This window comes from Cupriavidus sp. OTU4054 (genome assembly GCF_038440175.1).
GTDB classification, from domain to species: domain Bacteria; phylum Pseudomonadota; class Gammaproteobacteria; order Burkholderiales; family Burkholderiaceae; genus Cupriavidus; species Cupriavidus pauculus_D.
The window spans coordinates 29,898-45,626 of record NZ_JASATF010000025.1 but is presented as its reverse complement, the minus strand read 5'-3'; the positions used below and the strand labels follow the sequence as shown (position 1 = coordinate 45,626).

The 15,729-nt window shown below is 64.9% G+C and carries 15 protein-coding genes and 1 tRNA gene; 6 read left to right on the top strand and 10 right to left on the bottom strand.

Features of this window, described 5'->3' with window-relative positions:
- Window positions 1-204: 204 nt before the first annotated feature.
- The 8 genes from AAHB16_RS25055 to recA all read right to left on the bottom strand — a co-directional run bounded on the left by AAHB16_RS25055 (window position 205) and on the right by recA (window position 7,565).
- Window positions 205-696 carry a pilin gene (locus AAHB16_RS25055; protein ID WP_342052285.1) on the bottom strand — a complete coding sequence of 164 codons (492 nt, stop codon included), beginning with the start codon at window positions 694-696 and terminating at the stop codon, window positions 205-207.
- Between the two features lie 292 nt (window positions 697-988).
- The gene (locus AAHB16_RS25050) at window positions 989-1,534 is read right to left on the bottom strand and encodes a pilin (protein ID WP_150372742.1); all 546 of its coding nucleotides are present in this window, start codon (window positions 1,532-1,534) and stop codon (window positions 989-991) included.
- A 302-nt stretch (window positions 1,535-1,836) separates the two neighbouring features.
- Window positions 1,837-2,535 (bottom strand): TerC family protein, encoded by a 699-nt coding sequence (locus tag AAHB16_RS25045; RefSeq protein ID WP_150372743.1) that lies wholly within the window; start codon window positions 2,533-2,535, stop codon window positions 1,837-1,839.
- Window positions 2,536-2,854: 319 nt separating this feature from the next.
- The gene (gene sucD, locus AAHB16_RS25040; protein ID WP_150372744.1) at window positions 2,855-3,736 is read right to left on the bottom strand and encodes a succinate--CoA ligase subunit alpha; all 882 of its coding nucleotides are present in this window, start codon (window positions 3,734-3,736) and stop codon (window positions 2,855-2,857) included.
- Between the two features lie 32 nt (window positions 3,737-3,768).
- On the bottom strand, window positions 3,769-4,935 hold the full coding sequence (sucC, locus tag AAHB16_RS25035) for an ADP-forming succinate--CoA ligase subunit beta (RefSeq protein WP_150372745.1): 1,167 nt from the start codon (window positions 4,933-4,935) through the stop codon (window positions 3,769-3,771).
- Window positions 4,936-5,025: 90 nt separating this feature from the next.
- Entirely contained in the window at window positions 5,026-5,607 is a 582-nt protein-coding gene (locus AAHB16_RS25030; RefSeq protein ID WP_150372746.1) for a DUF2889 domain-containing protein, read from the bottom strand.
- Between the two features lie 351 nt (window positions 5,608-5,958).
- Entirely contained in the window at window positions 5,959-6,438 is a 480-nt protein-coding gene (recX, locus tag AAHB16_RS25025) for a recombination regulator RecX (RefSeq protein ID WP_150372747.1), read from the bottom strand.
- A 56-nt stretch (window positions 6,439-6,494) separates the two neighbouring features.
- Entirely contained in the window at window positions 6,495-7,565 is a 1,071-nt protein-coding gene (recA, locus tag AAHB16_RS25020) for a recombinase RecA (RefSeq protein WP_150372748.1), read from the bottom strand.
- A gap of 204 nt (window positions 7,566-7,769) precedes the next feature.
- On the opposite strand from recA, the gene AAHB16_RS25015 reads away from it, so the two are divergent.
- The 5 genes from AAHB16_RS25015 to AAHB16_RS24995 all read left to right on the top strand — a co-directional run bounded on the left by AAHB16_RS25015 (window position 7,770) and on the right by AAHB16_RS24995 (window position 12,536).
- Window positions 7,770-8,459, top strand: coding sequence for a response regulator (locus AAHB16_RS25015; RefSeq protein WP_150372749.1), 690 nt, complete (start codon window positions 7,770-7,772; stop codon window positions 8,457-8,459).
- 34 nt (window positions 8,460-8,493) lie between these two features.
- Entirely contained in the window at window positions 8,494-10,101 is a 1,608-nt protein-coding gene (locus AAHB16_RS25010) for a sensor histidine kinase (RefSeq protein ID WP_150372750.1), read from the top strand.
- Window positions 10,098-10,436, top strand: coding sequence for a DUF4212 domain-containing protein (locus tag AAHB16_RS25005; RefSeq protein ID WP_342052267.1), 339 nt, complete (start codon window positions 10,098-10,100; stop codon window positions 10,434-10,436). The genes AAHB16_RS25010 and AAHB16_RS25005 overlap by 4 nt, the downstream gene beginning before the upstream one ends.
- 269 nt (window positions 10,437-10,705) lie before the next feature.
- Window positions 10,706-12,403 (top strand): MFS transporter, encoded by a 1,698-nt coding sequence (locus AAHB16_RS25000; RefSeq protein ID WP_150372751.1) that lies wholly within the window; start codon window positions 10,706-10,708, stop codon window positions 12,401-12,403.
- A gap of 56 nt (window positions 12,404-12,459) precedes the next feature.
- Window positions 12,460-12,536 (top strand) — tRNA-Met (locus AAHB16_RS24995).
- 91 nt (window positions 12,537-12,627) lie between these two features.
- Here the strand turns inward: AAHB16_RS24995 and AAHB16_RS24990 are convergent.
- A complete protein-coding gene (locus AAHB16_RS24990; protein WP_342052266.1) occupies window positions 12,628-13,485 on the bottom strand; it encodes a LysR family transcriptional regulator in 858 nt (285 codons plus the stop codon).
- Between the two features lie 158 nt (window positions 13,486-13,643).
- On the opposite strand from AAHB16_RS24990, the gene AAHB16_RS24985 reads away from it, so the two are divergent.
- A complete protein-coding gene (locus AAHB16_RS24985; RefSeq protein ID WP_342052265.1) occupies window positions 13,644-14,642 on the top strand; it encodes a quinone oxidoreductase family protein in 999 nt (332 codons plus the stop codon).
- A 12-nt stretch (window positions 14,643-14,654) separates the two neighbouring features.
- Here AAHB16_RS24985 and AAHB16_RS24980 read toward each other — a convergent pair whose 3' ends face one another.
- Window positions 14,655-15,701 (bottom strand): aldo/keto reductase, encoded by a 1,047-nt coding sequence (locus tag AAHB16_RS24980; RefSeq protein ID WP_342052264.1) that lies wholly within the window; start codon window positions 15,699-15,701, stop codon window positions 14,655-14,657.
- Between the last annotated feature and the right edge of the window lie 28 nt (window positions 15,702-15,729).

Below are 15,729 nucleotides of genomic sequence, written 5' to 3'. Positions count from 1 at the left end.
AGCGTGTGGCGGGAAACCAGCAGGGGGAAGGCGAAGGCAACGACGATCGCCGCTGCGGGGAGAGAGGCCCGGGATGGCGGCATGAGGCGGCCGGTGGAGGAAAAGGCACCATGATAGCGTGGCACCAAAAGAAATAGCGCCCGGAGGCGCTATTTGTCAGCTTGGGCGAGGGAAAGGCTCGCTGTGGGCTCGTGTAGCTAATTATCAGGGAGCTGCGCAACCCGGGGGGATGTACGATGCGCTCCAACCGTCACCGGCGCCGGTGATTAGGCAAGCCCACGTACCTTGGTTGTTCCGGTTCCAGCTGATCTTAGTACCAGCGATTTTGGTCGAGGCATTGCCACCAAGCGTACCAGTAAGCGTGTCGACTTCTGCATCCAGCGCCGCAGTCGGGTACCCGTCGCCAGTGAGGAGGCTGGACTTCGTCGCGCCCCATGCGCATTGCGCGGCCGTCGGCGCTGCACCGCCTGCCGGGACCTGAATCTTGTTGTCGGTAATGCACAGCTCAGCAGCCGTACGCAGCGCCGACAGTTCACCCACCACACGCGAAACCTGCGACTTCGCGATGTAGTTCTGGTACTGCGGAATCGCGATAGCGGCCAGGATACCGATGATCGCCACGACGATCATCAGTTCGATCAGCGTGAAGCCTTTCTGAGCTTGGCGGCCCAGTTTTTTAAGTTGTACCCGTTGCATAGGAATTGACCCCTCAAAGAGAATTTCGTTACAGGACGATACATCCTGTTTCATGTGATGCATTCCCTATAATGCAGGGAGCGTGCCAGCTCGAAACTCCCCGATTTCACGGGTCAAGGTGACAAACTTTGACAGACCAACGCGCGTATACCGCTGCCGTGAAACAGGATTTGTCACATGACGGTGACGAACCCCGGCAAATTTTCGGCACCCGCACCCTCCGAAGGGTCGATCGAACCCGGAGCGCCTCAATACATTTAAAGCGCTCCGTACATCACTTAACCATAATCGCTCAACGGACATCGCCAGACGCCGTCGTCGTGCATACACGCGGCAGATATTTCGCCGCGACCGACGAGCGGCATTCCCATTTCACCGAGCCCTTGTCCGCGTCGAGCATCGTCAGCGTCACGTCCTTCCCGGCCAGTCCCGAAGACACGCCCGAATCCTTGAACGCCGCGATGATCGTGCAGCCGCCTGACGCCCCGGCCGTGCCGCCGACCTTCACGCTCTTGACGTAGTTGCCCGTGATATCGGTGAACAGCGGAATGCCATCCGCCGCGGCCGTCGAGTTGTCGGGGCAACTGCCGCCCGACGAGTAGGACTCGGTCACGCCCACCTTCTGCCCCGACGCAAGGCTCATGCCCTCCGCGAACTGCGAGCGCGCGATGTAGTTCTGATACTGCGGAATCGCGATGCCCGCCAGAATGGCGATGATCGCGACCACGATCATCAGTTCTATCAGCGTAAAGCCTTGCTGGCGCGTTCGCGCTCCGCGCGCGCGCCGGTGGCGGATTGACTGCCGGATGGTCCCGTCGACATGAAGTGGATATTGCATGGTTGACCCTTTCAGAAATGTTGTTGGAAACACGTCTCACCAGGCACGGTGAAACGTGACACATCATCCCCATCGGATCGGTCCGACCCGTTTGACCCAGCGCAAGGGCCATGAAACGGTCACACTCTGTCGCACTCCGCTGCGTACCCGCATCAATCCACCATCAATCCGGATCCACAAAAGGAAAGAGGCGGTCCCAAGACCGCCCCTTTCGAGCTTTTGGCAATCATGCAATGCGACGAATCTGAATTCGCTTCAGACTCCCGTTGAAGCGCTCAAACCCGCCGCACCGACTGGCGTCGTCAGGCCGCCTGACGCTGGCCGCGTTTCTGCAGCAGCTTGCCCAGCAGCACCACAAAGGCCGCGCCCGCGATACCGAACACCAGATGGGCGTGCGGCACATTGGCTTCGAACCACAGGTGATCCACCGGATCGCTCACGAGCATTTCGCCGGCGAGGTAGCCCAGCAGCGCGGCGCCCAGCACGATGATGATCGGGAAGCGCTCCATCACCTTGAGCAGGATGGTGCTGCCAAACACGATCAGCGGAATCGACAGACCCAGGCCCAGCACCAGCAGCATCAGCTGGCTGCCTTCAGGACCCTTCTGCGCGGCGGCGGCCACGGCCACCACGTTGTCCAGCGACATCACGAGGTCGGCAATCAGAATCGTGCGGATGGCGGCCCAGATGTTCTCCTTGCCTTCGTGGCCTTCCTCGTCGTCGTCACCGGTCAGCAGTTGCACGCCGATGTAGACCAGCAGGATGGCGCCCACGATCTTCAGGTACGGCAAGGTCAGCAGCTTGACGGCTGCCACGGTCAGCACCACGCGCATGATGATGGCGGCGGCACTGCCCCAGAAAATGGCTTTCTTCTGCTGCGCGGGCGGCAGGTTGCGCGAAGCGAGCGCGATCACGACCGCGTTGTCGCCCGACAGGACGATATTGGTCAGGATGATCGAACCCAGCGCGATCCAAAACGCACTGCTGGACAACAATTCCACGGCAAAGCTCCTCGTATTCTCGGTAATGACTCATCGCCCGCTTTACGGCTGACTGCGGGCTTTCGGATGTCTGAAACTACAGACATGCAGGTTTATCGTACGAACCTTTCGATTCGGTTTCAAACCCGCGATGCACGCCTCCGGACATACCCTGAGATGCGGTGCACCAGAATGACATTGCCCCCGCGCGCGGGGGCAATGACGACAACAAATACCACGTCTGCGGCGATCGTGCTGGCATGCGCGGCAGCTCACACTCGAGCATGCCGCCCACGTCACGGCAACGGCATCACCGCATGACGCGCGATCCCGAAGGCAATTACAGGATCGACTTCAGCAGACGGCCCATTTCGGACGGGTTCTTGGTGACCTTGATACCGCAGGCTTCCATGATTTCCAGCTTGGCTTGCGCCGTGTCGGCACCGCCCGAGATCAGCGCGCCAGCGTGGCCCATGCGCTTGCCCGGAGGCGCCGTCACGCCGGCGATAAAGCCAACCACCGGCTTCGTCATGTTGTCCTTGATCCACTGCGCGGCGTTCGCCTCGTCCGGACCACCGATTTCACCGATCATCACCACGGCGTCCGTTTCCGGATCGTCGTTGAACATCTTCATCACGTCGATGTGCTTCAGACCGTTGATCGGATCGCCACCGATACCGACGGCCGACGACTGGCCCAGACCCAGCGCGGTCAGCTGGCCCACGGCTTCGTACGTCAGCGTGCCCGAGCGCGACACCACGCCGATGCGGCCCTTGCGGTGGATGTGACCGGGCATGATGCCGATCTTGATTTCGTCCGGCGTGATCAGGCCCGGGCAGTTCGGTCCCAGCAGCAGGGTCTTCTTGCCTTGCTTGCGCATCTTGTCCTTGACTTCCATCATGTCGCGGACGGGAATGCCTTCGGTGATGCAGACCACGAGGTCCAGATCGGCGTCAACGGCTTCCCAGATCGCGGCAGCGGCGCCTGCGGGCGGCACGTAGATGACGGACACGGTCGCGCCGGTCTGCGCCTTGGCATCCTTCACGCTCGCGTAGATAGGAATGCCTTCGAAGTCTTCGCCTGCCTTCTTCGGGTTCACGCCGGCCACGAATGCGTTCTTGCCGTTCGCGTAGTCGCGGCAGCCACGGGTGTGGAACTGACCGGTCTTGCCGGTGATGCCCTGGGTGATGACCTTGGTATCTTTATTGATCAGAATCGACATGCTGTAATCCTTTGCTAGTTGGGCGGACCGGCTTACTTGCCAGCGGCGGCGGCCACGACCTTCTGCGCGGCATCTTCCATCGCGTCGGCCGAGATGATGGGCAGACCCGAGTCGGCCAGCATCTTCTTGCCGATCTCTTCGTTGGTGCCCTTCATGCGGACCACCAGCGGCACGGACAGCGACACGGCCTTCGAGGCAGCGATCACGCCTTCGGCGATCACGTCGCAACGCATGATGCCGCCGAAGATGTTGACCAGGATGGCCTTCAGGTTCGGGTTCTTCAGCATCAGCTTGAACGCTTCGGTCACCTTCTCGGTGGTGGCACCGCCGCCCACGTCGAGGAAGTTGGCCGGCTCGCCGCCGAACAGCTTGATGGTGTCCATGGTGGCCATGGCCAGGCCGGCGCCGTTCACCAGGCAACCGATGTTGCCGTCCAGCGAGATGTACGCGAGGTCGAACTTCGAGGCCTCGATTTCGGCGGCGTCTTCTTCATCCAGATCGCGGTAGGCCACGATTTCCGGGTGACGGAACAGCGCGTTCGAGTCGAAGTTGAACTTGGCGTCCAGTGCGATCACCTTGCCGTCGCCGGTCAGGATCAGCGGGTTGATTTCGGCCAGCGAAGCGTCGGTTTCCCAGAACGCCTTGTACAGACCTTGCAGGGCCTGGCGGGCTTGCGGAATGCTCGCGTCGGGCACGCCGATCTTGCGGGCGATGTCGTCGGCGTCGGCATCCTTCAGGCCTTCGGCCGGATCGACGATCAGCGTGTGGATCTTCTCGGGGGTGTGGGCTGCCACTTCCTCGATGTCCATGCCGCCTTCGCTCGAGGCCATCAGCGCAACCTTCTGCGACACGCGGTCCACGACCAGGCTGACGTACAGTTCCTTCTTGATGTCCGCGCCTTCTTCGATCAGCAGGCGGTTGACCTTCTTGCCTTCCGGGCCGGTCTGGTGCGTGACCAGTTGCATGCCGAGGATGTTGCTGGCGTAGGTCTTGACGTCATCGATGCTCTTGGCCACCTTCACGCCACCGCCCTTGCCGCGGCCACCAGCGTGGATCTGCGCCTTGACGACCCACACCGGGCCGCCCAGCTGCTCAGCAGCCTTCAGGGCTTCGTCAACCGAGAACGCGGGAATGCCGCGCGGAACCGGCACGTTGTATTTGCGCAGGATTTCCTTGCCTTGATACTCATGGATATTCATGCGTGTTTCCTTTCGGGTAGGCGTAAAAGGGGGAAGAAGGAGAAATTCGTGGGAGACGAACAGCTCTCGCCTGTGGGCCGACCGTGACGGTCAGCCTGAGGTCCGGGGTTTCGGCTGGTAACCATACCAGCGCGGGTAAAACTGCCGAACCACCTCGCCTTCGAAATGCAGCGCGTGGCAGCCGTGAAGCTGGTAAGGCGGTTCGGGGTTGGAATCGTTCGCGCCGTCGTCGCGCGTCTTGAAGACGTCGCCGGCAAAGGCCTGGATGGCCGTGGTCGGCAGCACGCCGGCCAGTTCGGTCAGATGGGTACAGCCTTCCACGCTGCCGAGCAGCTCGCGCACGGACTTGCGGAAGCCGCGCATCAGGTTCAGGCCGATCAGCTTGCGGTAAGCGGGCCCGATCGTGTCGCAGTGGGTCGGGTACGGCACCCAGTCCGAGCAGGCCTCGGCGTCCACGATGTTCATGCGCAGGTCGATCGTCACGCGCAGCCACAGGTCGTGGAGCGGTTCGCCCTCGGGCCGCACACCGCCGCCCGCCAGCGGGATGTCCCGCGGCTTGGTGTCCGTGAGCCGCGCCTCGATATCCCACAGGCCATCCTCGCGCAGATACGCCTCGGCCGTGATGGCTCGACGGTGACGCAGGGCGCGGTTGACGGGCGGGGAGAGGGGCATGCTGCGAACGGATGCAGGGACCGGCAAGGATCGTGAATCGGGGCGTTACGGCGCTATGGGGTCAAGACGGCCATGGCGCTGGCGGCTTGAAGCCGCGCGGCCGCCGGGGGCCGAAAAAACCCAAGGAGTTTAACATGCCGCGACGCTCCCACCGGGAACATCCTGCCGAACGCATTGTCCGGTGCCGATTGTTGCACCTTCATCGCCGTGAAACCCAACTGTGACAACGGTTTGCGGGTCGGTGTGGTTTTTGGCGCTGCAGTGCGCCACGACAAAATTGCGGGCGAATACACCTGCTGTGCGCGCAGGTATACAACGGCGTCATGCGCGTTCCCGGCCGCACATCAGACGTCAGTCATCCGTGTCCGGATGGTCCTCGAAGCCCTCTTCCGCGCCGCGAATGACCTTGCCGATCGTGGCCCGCGAGAAGCCGCGCGCCATCATGAAGCGGATCTGCTTCGCACGCGCTTCGGCGGAATCCGGCGCTTCACCGAAGCGCTTGCGCCAGACCTCGCGCGCGCGGTCGAGTTCGGTCTCGCGCAGGCGCTCCTGCAGATCCTGGAGCTGGTCGCTGCCGAGCTTGTGGGTCTTGGCTTCCTGCAGCACGCGGGCCGTGCCATAACGGCTGGCGCGACGGTGCACGAGGCTATCGACAAAGCGGGTATTGGAAAGCCAGTTCTCGCGCTCGAGGGCGTCGAGCAGGGCATCGACTTCCTCGGGGGATTCGGCATGCGGGGCCAGCTTGCGCGCGAGTTCCACGCGGCTGTGCTCGCGCCGCGACAGATAGCCGATCGCGCGGGCCTTGAGGGAAAGCGGGGGGCGGGTAATCATGAAGCGCCCTCCCCCAGCATGGGAGAGGGCAATCGCGTGTCAGTCGTTGCGACCGATCAGTTGTCGGCGTCAGCCGTCGCGGCCGCCTTGGTGACGTTGGGGTTGGTCGGCACCACACCCAGCGCGGCGCGCACCTTGTTCTCGATTTCCTCGGCGATATCGGGATTCTCGCGCAGGTATTCGCGCGCGTTGTCCTTGCCCTGGCCGATCTTCTCGCCGTTGTAGCTGTACCACGCACCCGACTTCTCGACGATCTTTGCGTCCACGCCGAGGTCGATGATCTCGCCCTGACGCGAAATGCCCTGGCCGTAAAGGATATCGAAGAAGGCCTCGCGGAACGGCGGCGATACCTTGTTCTTCACGACCTTGACCTTGGTCTCGTTGCCGATCACGTCGTCGCCCTTCTTGATCGAGCCGATCCGGCGGATATCGAGACGCACCGATGCGTAGAACTTGAGCGCGTTACCGCCCGTGGTCGTTTCCGGCGAGCCGAACATCACGCCGATCTTCATACGGATCTGGTTGATGAAGATCACGAGGCAGTTCGTGCGCTTGATCGTGCCGGTCAGCTTGCGCAGCGCCTGGCTCATCAGGCGGGCCTGCAGGCCCGGCAGCGAATCGCCCATTTCGCCTTCGATTTCGGCCTTCGGCACCAGTGCCGCGACCGAGTCGATCACGATCATGTCGATCGAGCCCGAGCGCACCAGCGCGTCGGCGATTTCCAGCGCCTGCTCGCCCGTGTCCGGCTGCGAGATCAGCAGGTCGTTGATGTTCACGCCAAGCTTGCTGGCATAGCTGACGTCCAGCGCATGCTCCGCGTCGATAAACGCGCAGGTGCCGCCCGTCTTCTGCATTTCGGCCACGGCCTGCAGCGTCAGCGTGGTCTTGCCCGACGATTCCGGACCGTAGATTTCCACCACGCGGCCGCGCGGCAGGCCGCCAACGCCGAGGGCGATGTCCAGACCCAGCGAGCCGGTGGAGACGACCTGGATGTCCTGTTCGACATCGCCGTCGCCGAGCCGCATGATCGAGCCCTTGCCGAACTGCTTCTCGATCTGCGAAAGCGCGGCAGCAAGCGCCTTTTGCTTCTCCGCGCTCACGCCGGCGCCCGCCTTCTTGTCGTCCATGGTCGTCCTTCAGTCAATGGTGTATAAATAGGCCGAATGTGGCGCACGCCCCGATAGATATCGATATATAGATGGGATCGGCCCCGGTATTCGGCCCCTGCGCATCGCACCAATGGCACTGCGCGCGGAATGTCGGATACTGTATAAAAAAACAGTATGCTTGGCAAGCCCCACCGCATGCCGGCACGAGGGTGGAGACAAATCATGCGCATTCTGATCGCCGAAGATGACGATGTTCTGGCAGACGGCCTGACCCGGTCGCTGCGCCAGTCCGGCTATGCCGTCGACCACGTCAGCCATGGCGTGGAGGCCGATTCCGCGCTGTCCACCCAGCATTTCGACCTGCTGATCCTCGATCTGGGCCTGCCCCGGATGTCGGGGCTCGAGGTGCTCAAGCGCCTGCGCGCGCGCGGGGCCATGCTGCCGGTGCTGATCCTGACCGCGGCGGACAGCGTCGATGAACGCGTCAAGGGCCTCGATCTCGGCGCCGACGACTATATGGCCAAGCCGTTCGCGCTCTCGGAACTGGAGGCGCGCGTGCGTGCGCTCGTGCGCCGCGGCGCGGGCGGCGGCGCCACCCTCATGCGGCACGGTCCGCTCGCATTCGACCAGGTGGGCCGCATCGCCTATCTCAACGAGCAGTTGCTCGACCTGTCCGCGCGCGAGATCGGCCTGCTGGAGATCCTGCTCACGCGCAGCGGGCGGCTGGTATCGAAGGAGCAGCTCGTCGACCATCTGTGCGAATGGGGCGAAGAGGTGAGCAACAACGCGATCGAGGTCTACGTGCACCGGCTGCGCAAGAAGATCGAGGTGGGCGGCATCCGCATCGCCACGGTCCGCGGCCTCGGCTACTGCCTCGAGAAATTCCAGCCCGCGATGGCCGCGCACGGCTGAGCGCGCGGCACCCATCCTCCGGAGATCCGTCGCGATGAGTCTGTTGTGGTTGCCATTGCGACGCGCGTCCCGACCTGCCGCCGAGACCGCTGCGGAGACTGCTGCCGAGGCTGTCGATACGGCCGTCACCGACGAAGCGCTCGCCGACGCCCTGCCCCATCTCGAAGAGAGCACCGCCCACCCTGCCCCGCGCTCGCTGTTCGGCGAGATCCTCGACTGGATGCTCGCGCCGCTGCTGTTGCTCTGGCCGATGAGCATCGCGGTGACGTACCTCGTCGCCAAGTCGATCGCCAACGGGCCCTTCGATCGCTCGCTCGAGGCAAGCGCCATCGTGTTGTCGCAGCAGGTACGCGAGGTCAATGGCCGCGTCACGCTGCAATTGCCGCTCTCCGCGCGCGAGATCCTGCGCGCCGACGAGACCGACAACATCTACTACCAGGTGGTCGGCAAGCGCGGCGAGTACGTGGCCGGCGACCACGACCTGCCGCTGCCGCCCGAGGACGACCAGGCCCATGCGGGACTCGTCTCGCTGCGCGACGACCACGTCGGCGGCAACGACGTGCGCGTGGCCTATACCTACGTCGACCTCAAGAATGCGAGCGGCACGCAGCCCGTGCTCGTGCAGGTGGCGGAGACGCTGGACAAGCGCGCGCGGCTCGCCAACGAAATCATCAAGGGCGTGATCCTGCCCCAGTTCGTGATCCTGCCGCTCGCGGTGGTGCTCGTGTGGTTCGGCCTCACGCGCGGCCTTGCGCCGCTTACCGCCATCCAGCAGCGCATTCGCGCGCGCAACCCCGGCGACACGAGTCCGATCGACGAGAGCGCGGCGCCGCAGGAGATCACCCCGCTCGTCGCGTCGTTCAACGATCTGCTCGCGCGGCTCGACCAGTCGGTGCAGACGCAGAAGCGCTTTATCGCCGATGCCGCGCATCAGATGAAGACACCGCTCGCCGGACTTCGCATGCAGGCCGAACTCGCGCAGCGCGAGCAGTCGCCCGAGGAACTGCGCCGCTCGCTCGCGCAGATCGCCGGCAGCTCGGAACGCACCGCGCATCTGGTCACGCAGCTGCTGTCGCTCGCGCGCATGGAGAACCTCGCGGGCGTCGGCGGCATGGCGCCGCTCGACCTCGCCTCCCTCGCGCGCGACGTGGTCAAGGACTGGCTGCCGCAGGCATGGGCCCGGCGCATCGACCTCGGGCTCGAGGCCGACGATCACCCCGTGATGATCGTCGGCAACCGCCTCATGCTGACGGAGATGCTCAACAACCTGCTCGACAACGCCATCCGCTATACGCCGGCCGAAGGGCATGCCACGGTGCGCGTGAGCGCCGATGCGTTCGAACCGTTCGTCTATCTCGACGTGGAGGACACGGGCCCCGGCATTCCACCGGGCGAAAGGGAACGCGTGATGGAGCGCTTCTACCGCGTGCTGGGCACGAACACCGAAGGCAGCGGGCTGGGCCTGGCGATCGTGCGCGAGATCGTCCAGCAACACGGCGGCGAGGTGTCGATCGGCGACCATGTCTGGCAGGCCGAACCGCGCCGCGCGGGCGCGCGCTTCCGCATCACGCTGCGCCGCCCCGCCGACCACGACGCGGGCGCCGGCTTCGGGGGCCTGCCCGGCGGAGGCGGCATCGCATGAAACGCGCGTTTCCGCCCGCCACCGCGGCCGAACGCCGCGCGTGGCGCCGCAACCTGCGCTGGATCGCAAGCCTGCTCGCCATCTGGTTCGTGGTCACGTTCGTCGTTGCCTGGTATGCGCGCGAGCTGCGCTTTGCCTTCTTCGGCTGGCCGTTCTCGTTCTGGGTGGGCGCGCAGGGCGCGCTGATCGTTTACGTACTGATGGCCGCGCTGTACGCCTGGCGCATGAACCGCGCGGACCGGACCGCCGAGCCCGGCGATGCCCACGGCACCGATCCGCACCCCGTCGCGCCCGAGGCGGGCGGGCAGGGCAAATCCGCCCGGGATGCTGCATAGCACGATGTGGCACGCGTCATACCACGCGCGGCAGGCAGCCCCGACATCACCTTCAGGACCCTCTGAAACGCCGCACCGCAGCGCGCCGGCCGCGCGCCGCAATGTGGCGAATCGCTAGCGTATACCCCGACCATTCCGGTCGATTCCTGTCAGAACTCAGTAAGTTTCGCCTCCCACAATCGATTTCAACTTCGGTGCGGGAGTCCGCACGCGCGCGCATTGCGCCGGGCGGAGGGGACCGGAGATCCCAACGTAGAGGAGACAACAACATGGCAAACGGGCAGAACGTAGCGATGCCGGGGGGCAGCGCAAGCAGCGCGCCGATGACGCGCGAGGAGAAAAAGGTCATTCTGGCCTCCTCGCTCGGCACGGTGTTCGAGTGGTATGACTTCTATCTGTACGGTTCGCTGGCCGCCGTCATCGCGAAGCAGTTCTTCGCGGGCCTCGATCCGACTTCCGCCTTCATCTTCGCGCTCCTCGCGTTTGCGGCCGGCTTTATCGTACGGCCGTTTGGCGCCCTGGTATTCGGCCGCCTCGGCGACATGATCGGCCGCAAGTACACATTCCTGGTCACCATCCTGATCATGGGCGTGTCCACGTTCATCGTGGGCCTGCTGCCCAGCTACGCGACCATCGGCTGGGCCGCGCCGATCATCCTGATCCTGCTCCGCATGCTGCAGGGCCTCGCGCTCGGCGGCGAGTACGGCGGTGCCGCCACGTACGTGGCCGAGCATGCGCCGCACGGCAAGCGCGGCGCGTACACGGCATGGATCCAGACCACGGCGACGCTGGGCCTGTTCCTGTCGCTGATCGTGATTCTGCTGTGCCGCGAGATCACGGGCCCGAACTTCGAAGTCTGGGGCTGGCGTATCCCGTTCCTGCTCTCGATCCTGCTGCTGGCCATGTCGGTGTACATCCGCCTGTCGATGAGCGAGTCGCCGGCGTTCCAGCGCATGAAGGCCGAGGGCAAGACCTCCAAGGCACCGCTGACCGAATCGTTCGGCCAGTGGCGCAACCTGAAGATCGTGATCCTGGCACTGATCGGCCTGACCGCCGGCCAGGCCGTGGTCTGGTACTCGGGCCAGTTCTACTCGCTGTTCTTCCTGACGCAGGTGCTGAAGGTCGATGCGAAGACCGCCAACCTGCTGATCGCGGGCGCGCTCGTCATCGGCACGCCGTTCTTCATCTTCTTCGGCTCGCTGTCGGACAAGATCGGGCGCAAGTGGATCATCATGACGGGCTGCGCGCTGGCCGTGCTGACGTACTTCCCGATCTTCAAGGGCCTGACGCACTACGCCAACCCGGCGCTCGAGCGCGCGCAGCAGACCGCGCAGATCGTCGTGTCGGCCGACCCGAAGACCTGCTCGTTCCAGGGCAGCCCGATCGCCCGCGAGATCGACTTCCGCAGTTCGTGCGATATCGTCAAGCGTACGCTGGCGCAAGCCTCGGCCAGCTATGACGTGGTGCAGGCCCCGGCCGGCACGGTCGCGACGGTGAAGATCGGCGACAAGGAGATCAAGGCGTTCGACGCCAGCGTCGTGGGCGGCCACAGCTTCGACGACGCCAGCAAGAAGCAGATCGCCGCGTTCAAGAAGGAAGTCGCCGACTCGATGGCCGCCGCCGGTTACCCGACCAAGGCCGATCCCGCGCAGATGAACACGATCATGGTGCTCGTGCTGCTGGTGATCCTGGTGATCTACGTGACGATGGTGTACGGCCCGATCGCGGCGATGCTGGTGGAAATGTTCCCGACCCGCATCCGCTACACGTCGATGTCGCTGCCCTACCATATCGGCAACGGCTGGTTCGGCGGCCTGCTGCCGACGATCTCGTTCGCGCTGGTGGCCCAGAACGGCAACATCTACTACGGCCTCTGGTACCCGATCATCATCGCCGCGATGACGTTCGTGATCGGCGCGCTGTTCATCCGGGAGACCAAGGACGTCGATATCTACGCCCACGACTGATTTGAGAAAAGGGTGTTGACAGCCCCGAAACCGTAGGTATAATTGCGGTCTTCGTCGGCGAATTAGCTCAGTCGGTTAGAGCGACGGAATCATAATCCGCAGGTCCGGGGTTCGAGTCCCTGATTCGCCACCAGTATTTGAGAAGGGGTTAGCGCAAGCTAACCCCTTTTTCATTTTCCGCATCAGTTTCTCTGCGCACGTTGCTGGGCCCTGGGCCGGGTTTCCTAACCCGGAAACTCTCGCGCGAACACGTCCGCGATAAAGTCCATCACCGCGCGGATCGCGGTCTGCCGTCGCATATCGGCGTGCACGACCAGATAGAAGTCGCGCGCAAGCATTCGCGCTTCGCCCGGCACGGCGGCCACGCCGTCTCCCGCATCGACGCCCGCCGTCATCCCCGCCAGATAGCGCGGTAACGCCGCGACGCCCATCCCGCCCCTTGCCGCCGCGAGCTGGCTCATCAGGTCGTTGCTGCGAAACCCGATGCGCCGGCCCGCGGCCATCTCGTAGATCCATTTCTGCTCGGGCAAATAGTCGAACGACAGGTCGTAGGCGATGAACTGCCACTGATCCGCCGGCAGCGCCGCATAACCGGGCGCCGCATACAGGCCGTAGGAGATCTGGCCGATGCGGCGGGCCACATAGTCGAGCTCCGTCGGCCGGCCGATGCGGATGGCGATATCGGCTTCCTGCCGGTGCAGCGAAGCCAGCGCCTGCGTGCCGTGCAGCGTGAGGTCGATCTCGGGGTGCCGCGCGCCGAACACCGCGAGGCGCGGTGCGAGGAAGATGCTCGCGAATGCGGGCGGCGCGCTGACGGTGACGCGCGCGGAACGTCCCTGCCGGCGCGCGAGCACCGCGCGCTCGAGCGCATGGGCCTGCGTCTGCATGCCCTCGGCCGCCCCCGCGATGTCGCGGCCGGCCTCGGTCAGATGCCAGCGGCGCGCGGACCGGTTGACGAGCACGATGCCGATTGCCTGCTCCAGCGCCGCCACGCGCCGGGCCACGGTGGCGTGCTCCACCTCCATGCGGCGCGCCGCGCCCGACAACGTGCCCGCTTCCGCCAGCGCAATGAAGTGCCGCATGTCATTCCAGTCGAACATTGGTGCGAAATCTCACAAGCGATGTGAAGTCCGGCGCAGTTCCCGGCCCGGACCCACGGTGCTATTTTTCATGATGGTTGACATCTTAACGCGCGGCATCCGATCTCGCAGGCGGGTGCATGCGAACCTCCTCTTCTGTCATGAAAGCTATCCAGTACCGCACTTTTGGCGGGCCCGAAGTCCTCGAGTATGTCGAGCTGCCCGACCCCACGCCCGGTCCCGATGAAGTGCTGATCGACACGACCGCGATCGGCGTGAACTTTCCCGATATCCGCGAACGCCTCGGCGTCTACAACCGCGCAAATACGCGCGTGGGCGGCGTCACGCTGCCGCAGGTCGGTGGTCTGCAGGTAGTCGGTCATGTCGTGCGCAGCGGCAGCGCCGCGCATGCTTACCTCGTGGGCCGCAAGGTCATGGCGCTGATGGCCAAGGGCGCCTATGCGCAGCGTGCCGTCGCGCGCGCCGACATGCTCGTCGAACTCGCGGACGATGCGGACGACGTGGCGATGGCGGGCGTGCCGTGCCAGGGTGTCACCGCGTATCTCGCCCTGCGTGTCTGCACGACGCTGCGGCGCGGCGAGAGCGTGCTCGTCCATGGCGCCGCGGGCGGCGTGGGGAGCCTCGCGGTGCAGATCGCGCGCATGCTCGGCGCCGGCATGATCATCGGCACCGCGAGCAGCGAGGACAAGCGCGCGTTCGCGCGCAGCCTCGGCGCGGACCATGCCATCGGCTACGACTACCCGCGCTGGCCGGAGACGGTGCTCCACTACACCGAGGGCAAGGGTGTCGATGTCATTCTGGAGACGATCGGCGGCGAAGTCTTCGATCAGAACTTCAACTGCCTCGGCATGCTCGGGCGATGCATCGTCATCGGGTCCACGCAGGGCCCCGGCGCACCGCTCGCCCCGCGACGGCTGATGGCCCGCGCCCAGACGCTCACCGGGGTTTATCTGCCCACGTTTTTCCAGCGGCCGGACCTGATCCAGCGCGGACTGCATTTTCTGCGCGACGGCGTCGCGCAGGGCATGATCCGGCCGACCGTCGCCGCCACGCTGCCGCTCTCGCGCGCGGCCGAGGCCCACGCGATGCTCGAGCGGCGCGAGGCGCGCGGCGTGATCGTGCTGGACCCTCGCGGCTGACTGGCGGCTGTATTACGCCACCGCAATACGCGGCGGCACCACGCGATCGAACTGCCCGCCCGCCGCGCTCTGGCGCAGCGCGGGCGCGTCGATCATCGAGCGCGGGAAGATCGCCGGGGCCTGACTCACCGCGTCCAGCCGGGCCACCTGCTCCGGCGACAGCGCGAAGTCGGCCGCGCCGAGGTACGCATCGAGGTGCGCGAGCGAGCGCGGACCGATGATCGGCAACGCGCCCTTCCGGAGCACCCATGCCACGGCCACCTGCGCGGGCGCGACATCGAGCTCGCCGGCGATGGCCAGCGTGGTATCCACGATCGCGGTACGCTGCGCCGAATTCTCCTGCTGGAACACGGCACCGCCGAGCGCCTCGAGGCGGCCCTGCTCGCCGCGTCGATACTTGCCAGTCAGCACGCCGCCACCGAGCGGCGACCACGCGACCATGCCGAGCCCGAGCGCTTCTCCCGCCGGCATCAGTTCATGCTCGCTGGTTCGCTCGACCAGGCTGTGTTCGAACTGCAGCCCGGCCAGCGGCGCCCACCCGCGCAATTCCGCGAGCGTCGCGGCGCGCGCCACACGCCAGGCCGGGAAATCGGAAAGACCGATGTACAGCACCTTGCCGCTGCGGACGAGGTCGTCGAGGCCGCGCATGATCTCGTCGGTCGGCGTCACGCCATCGGCATAATGCACCCAGTACAGATCGATACGATCGGTCTTCAGGCGGCGGAGGCTCGCCTCGACGGACATCCGCATCGCAAGCCGGCTATTGCCGGTGGCGAGCACACCGGCCTCGGGACGCGCAGCCTGTGTGTACTTGGTGGCGATCACGAAGTCGTCGCGCCGCCCCTGCAGCAGCGTACCCAGAAACTCTTCCGACTGGCCGAACTGATAGACGTCCGCGCTATCGATGAAGTTGCCCCCCGCCGCCGCATAACGGTCCAGCATCGCCCGCGATGCATCGAGGTCCGCGCCATGCCCCCAGCCGAGGCCGAAGTTGGCCGCGCCGAGCACGAGCTCGGACACACGCAGCCCCGTGTGTTCACCAAACAGTCGATATCGCATGATCGTTCCTTTTATATGTGTAATTACA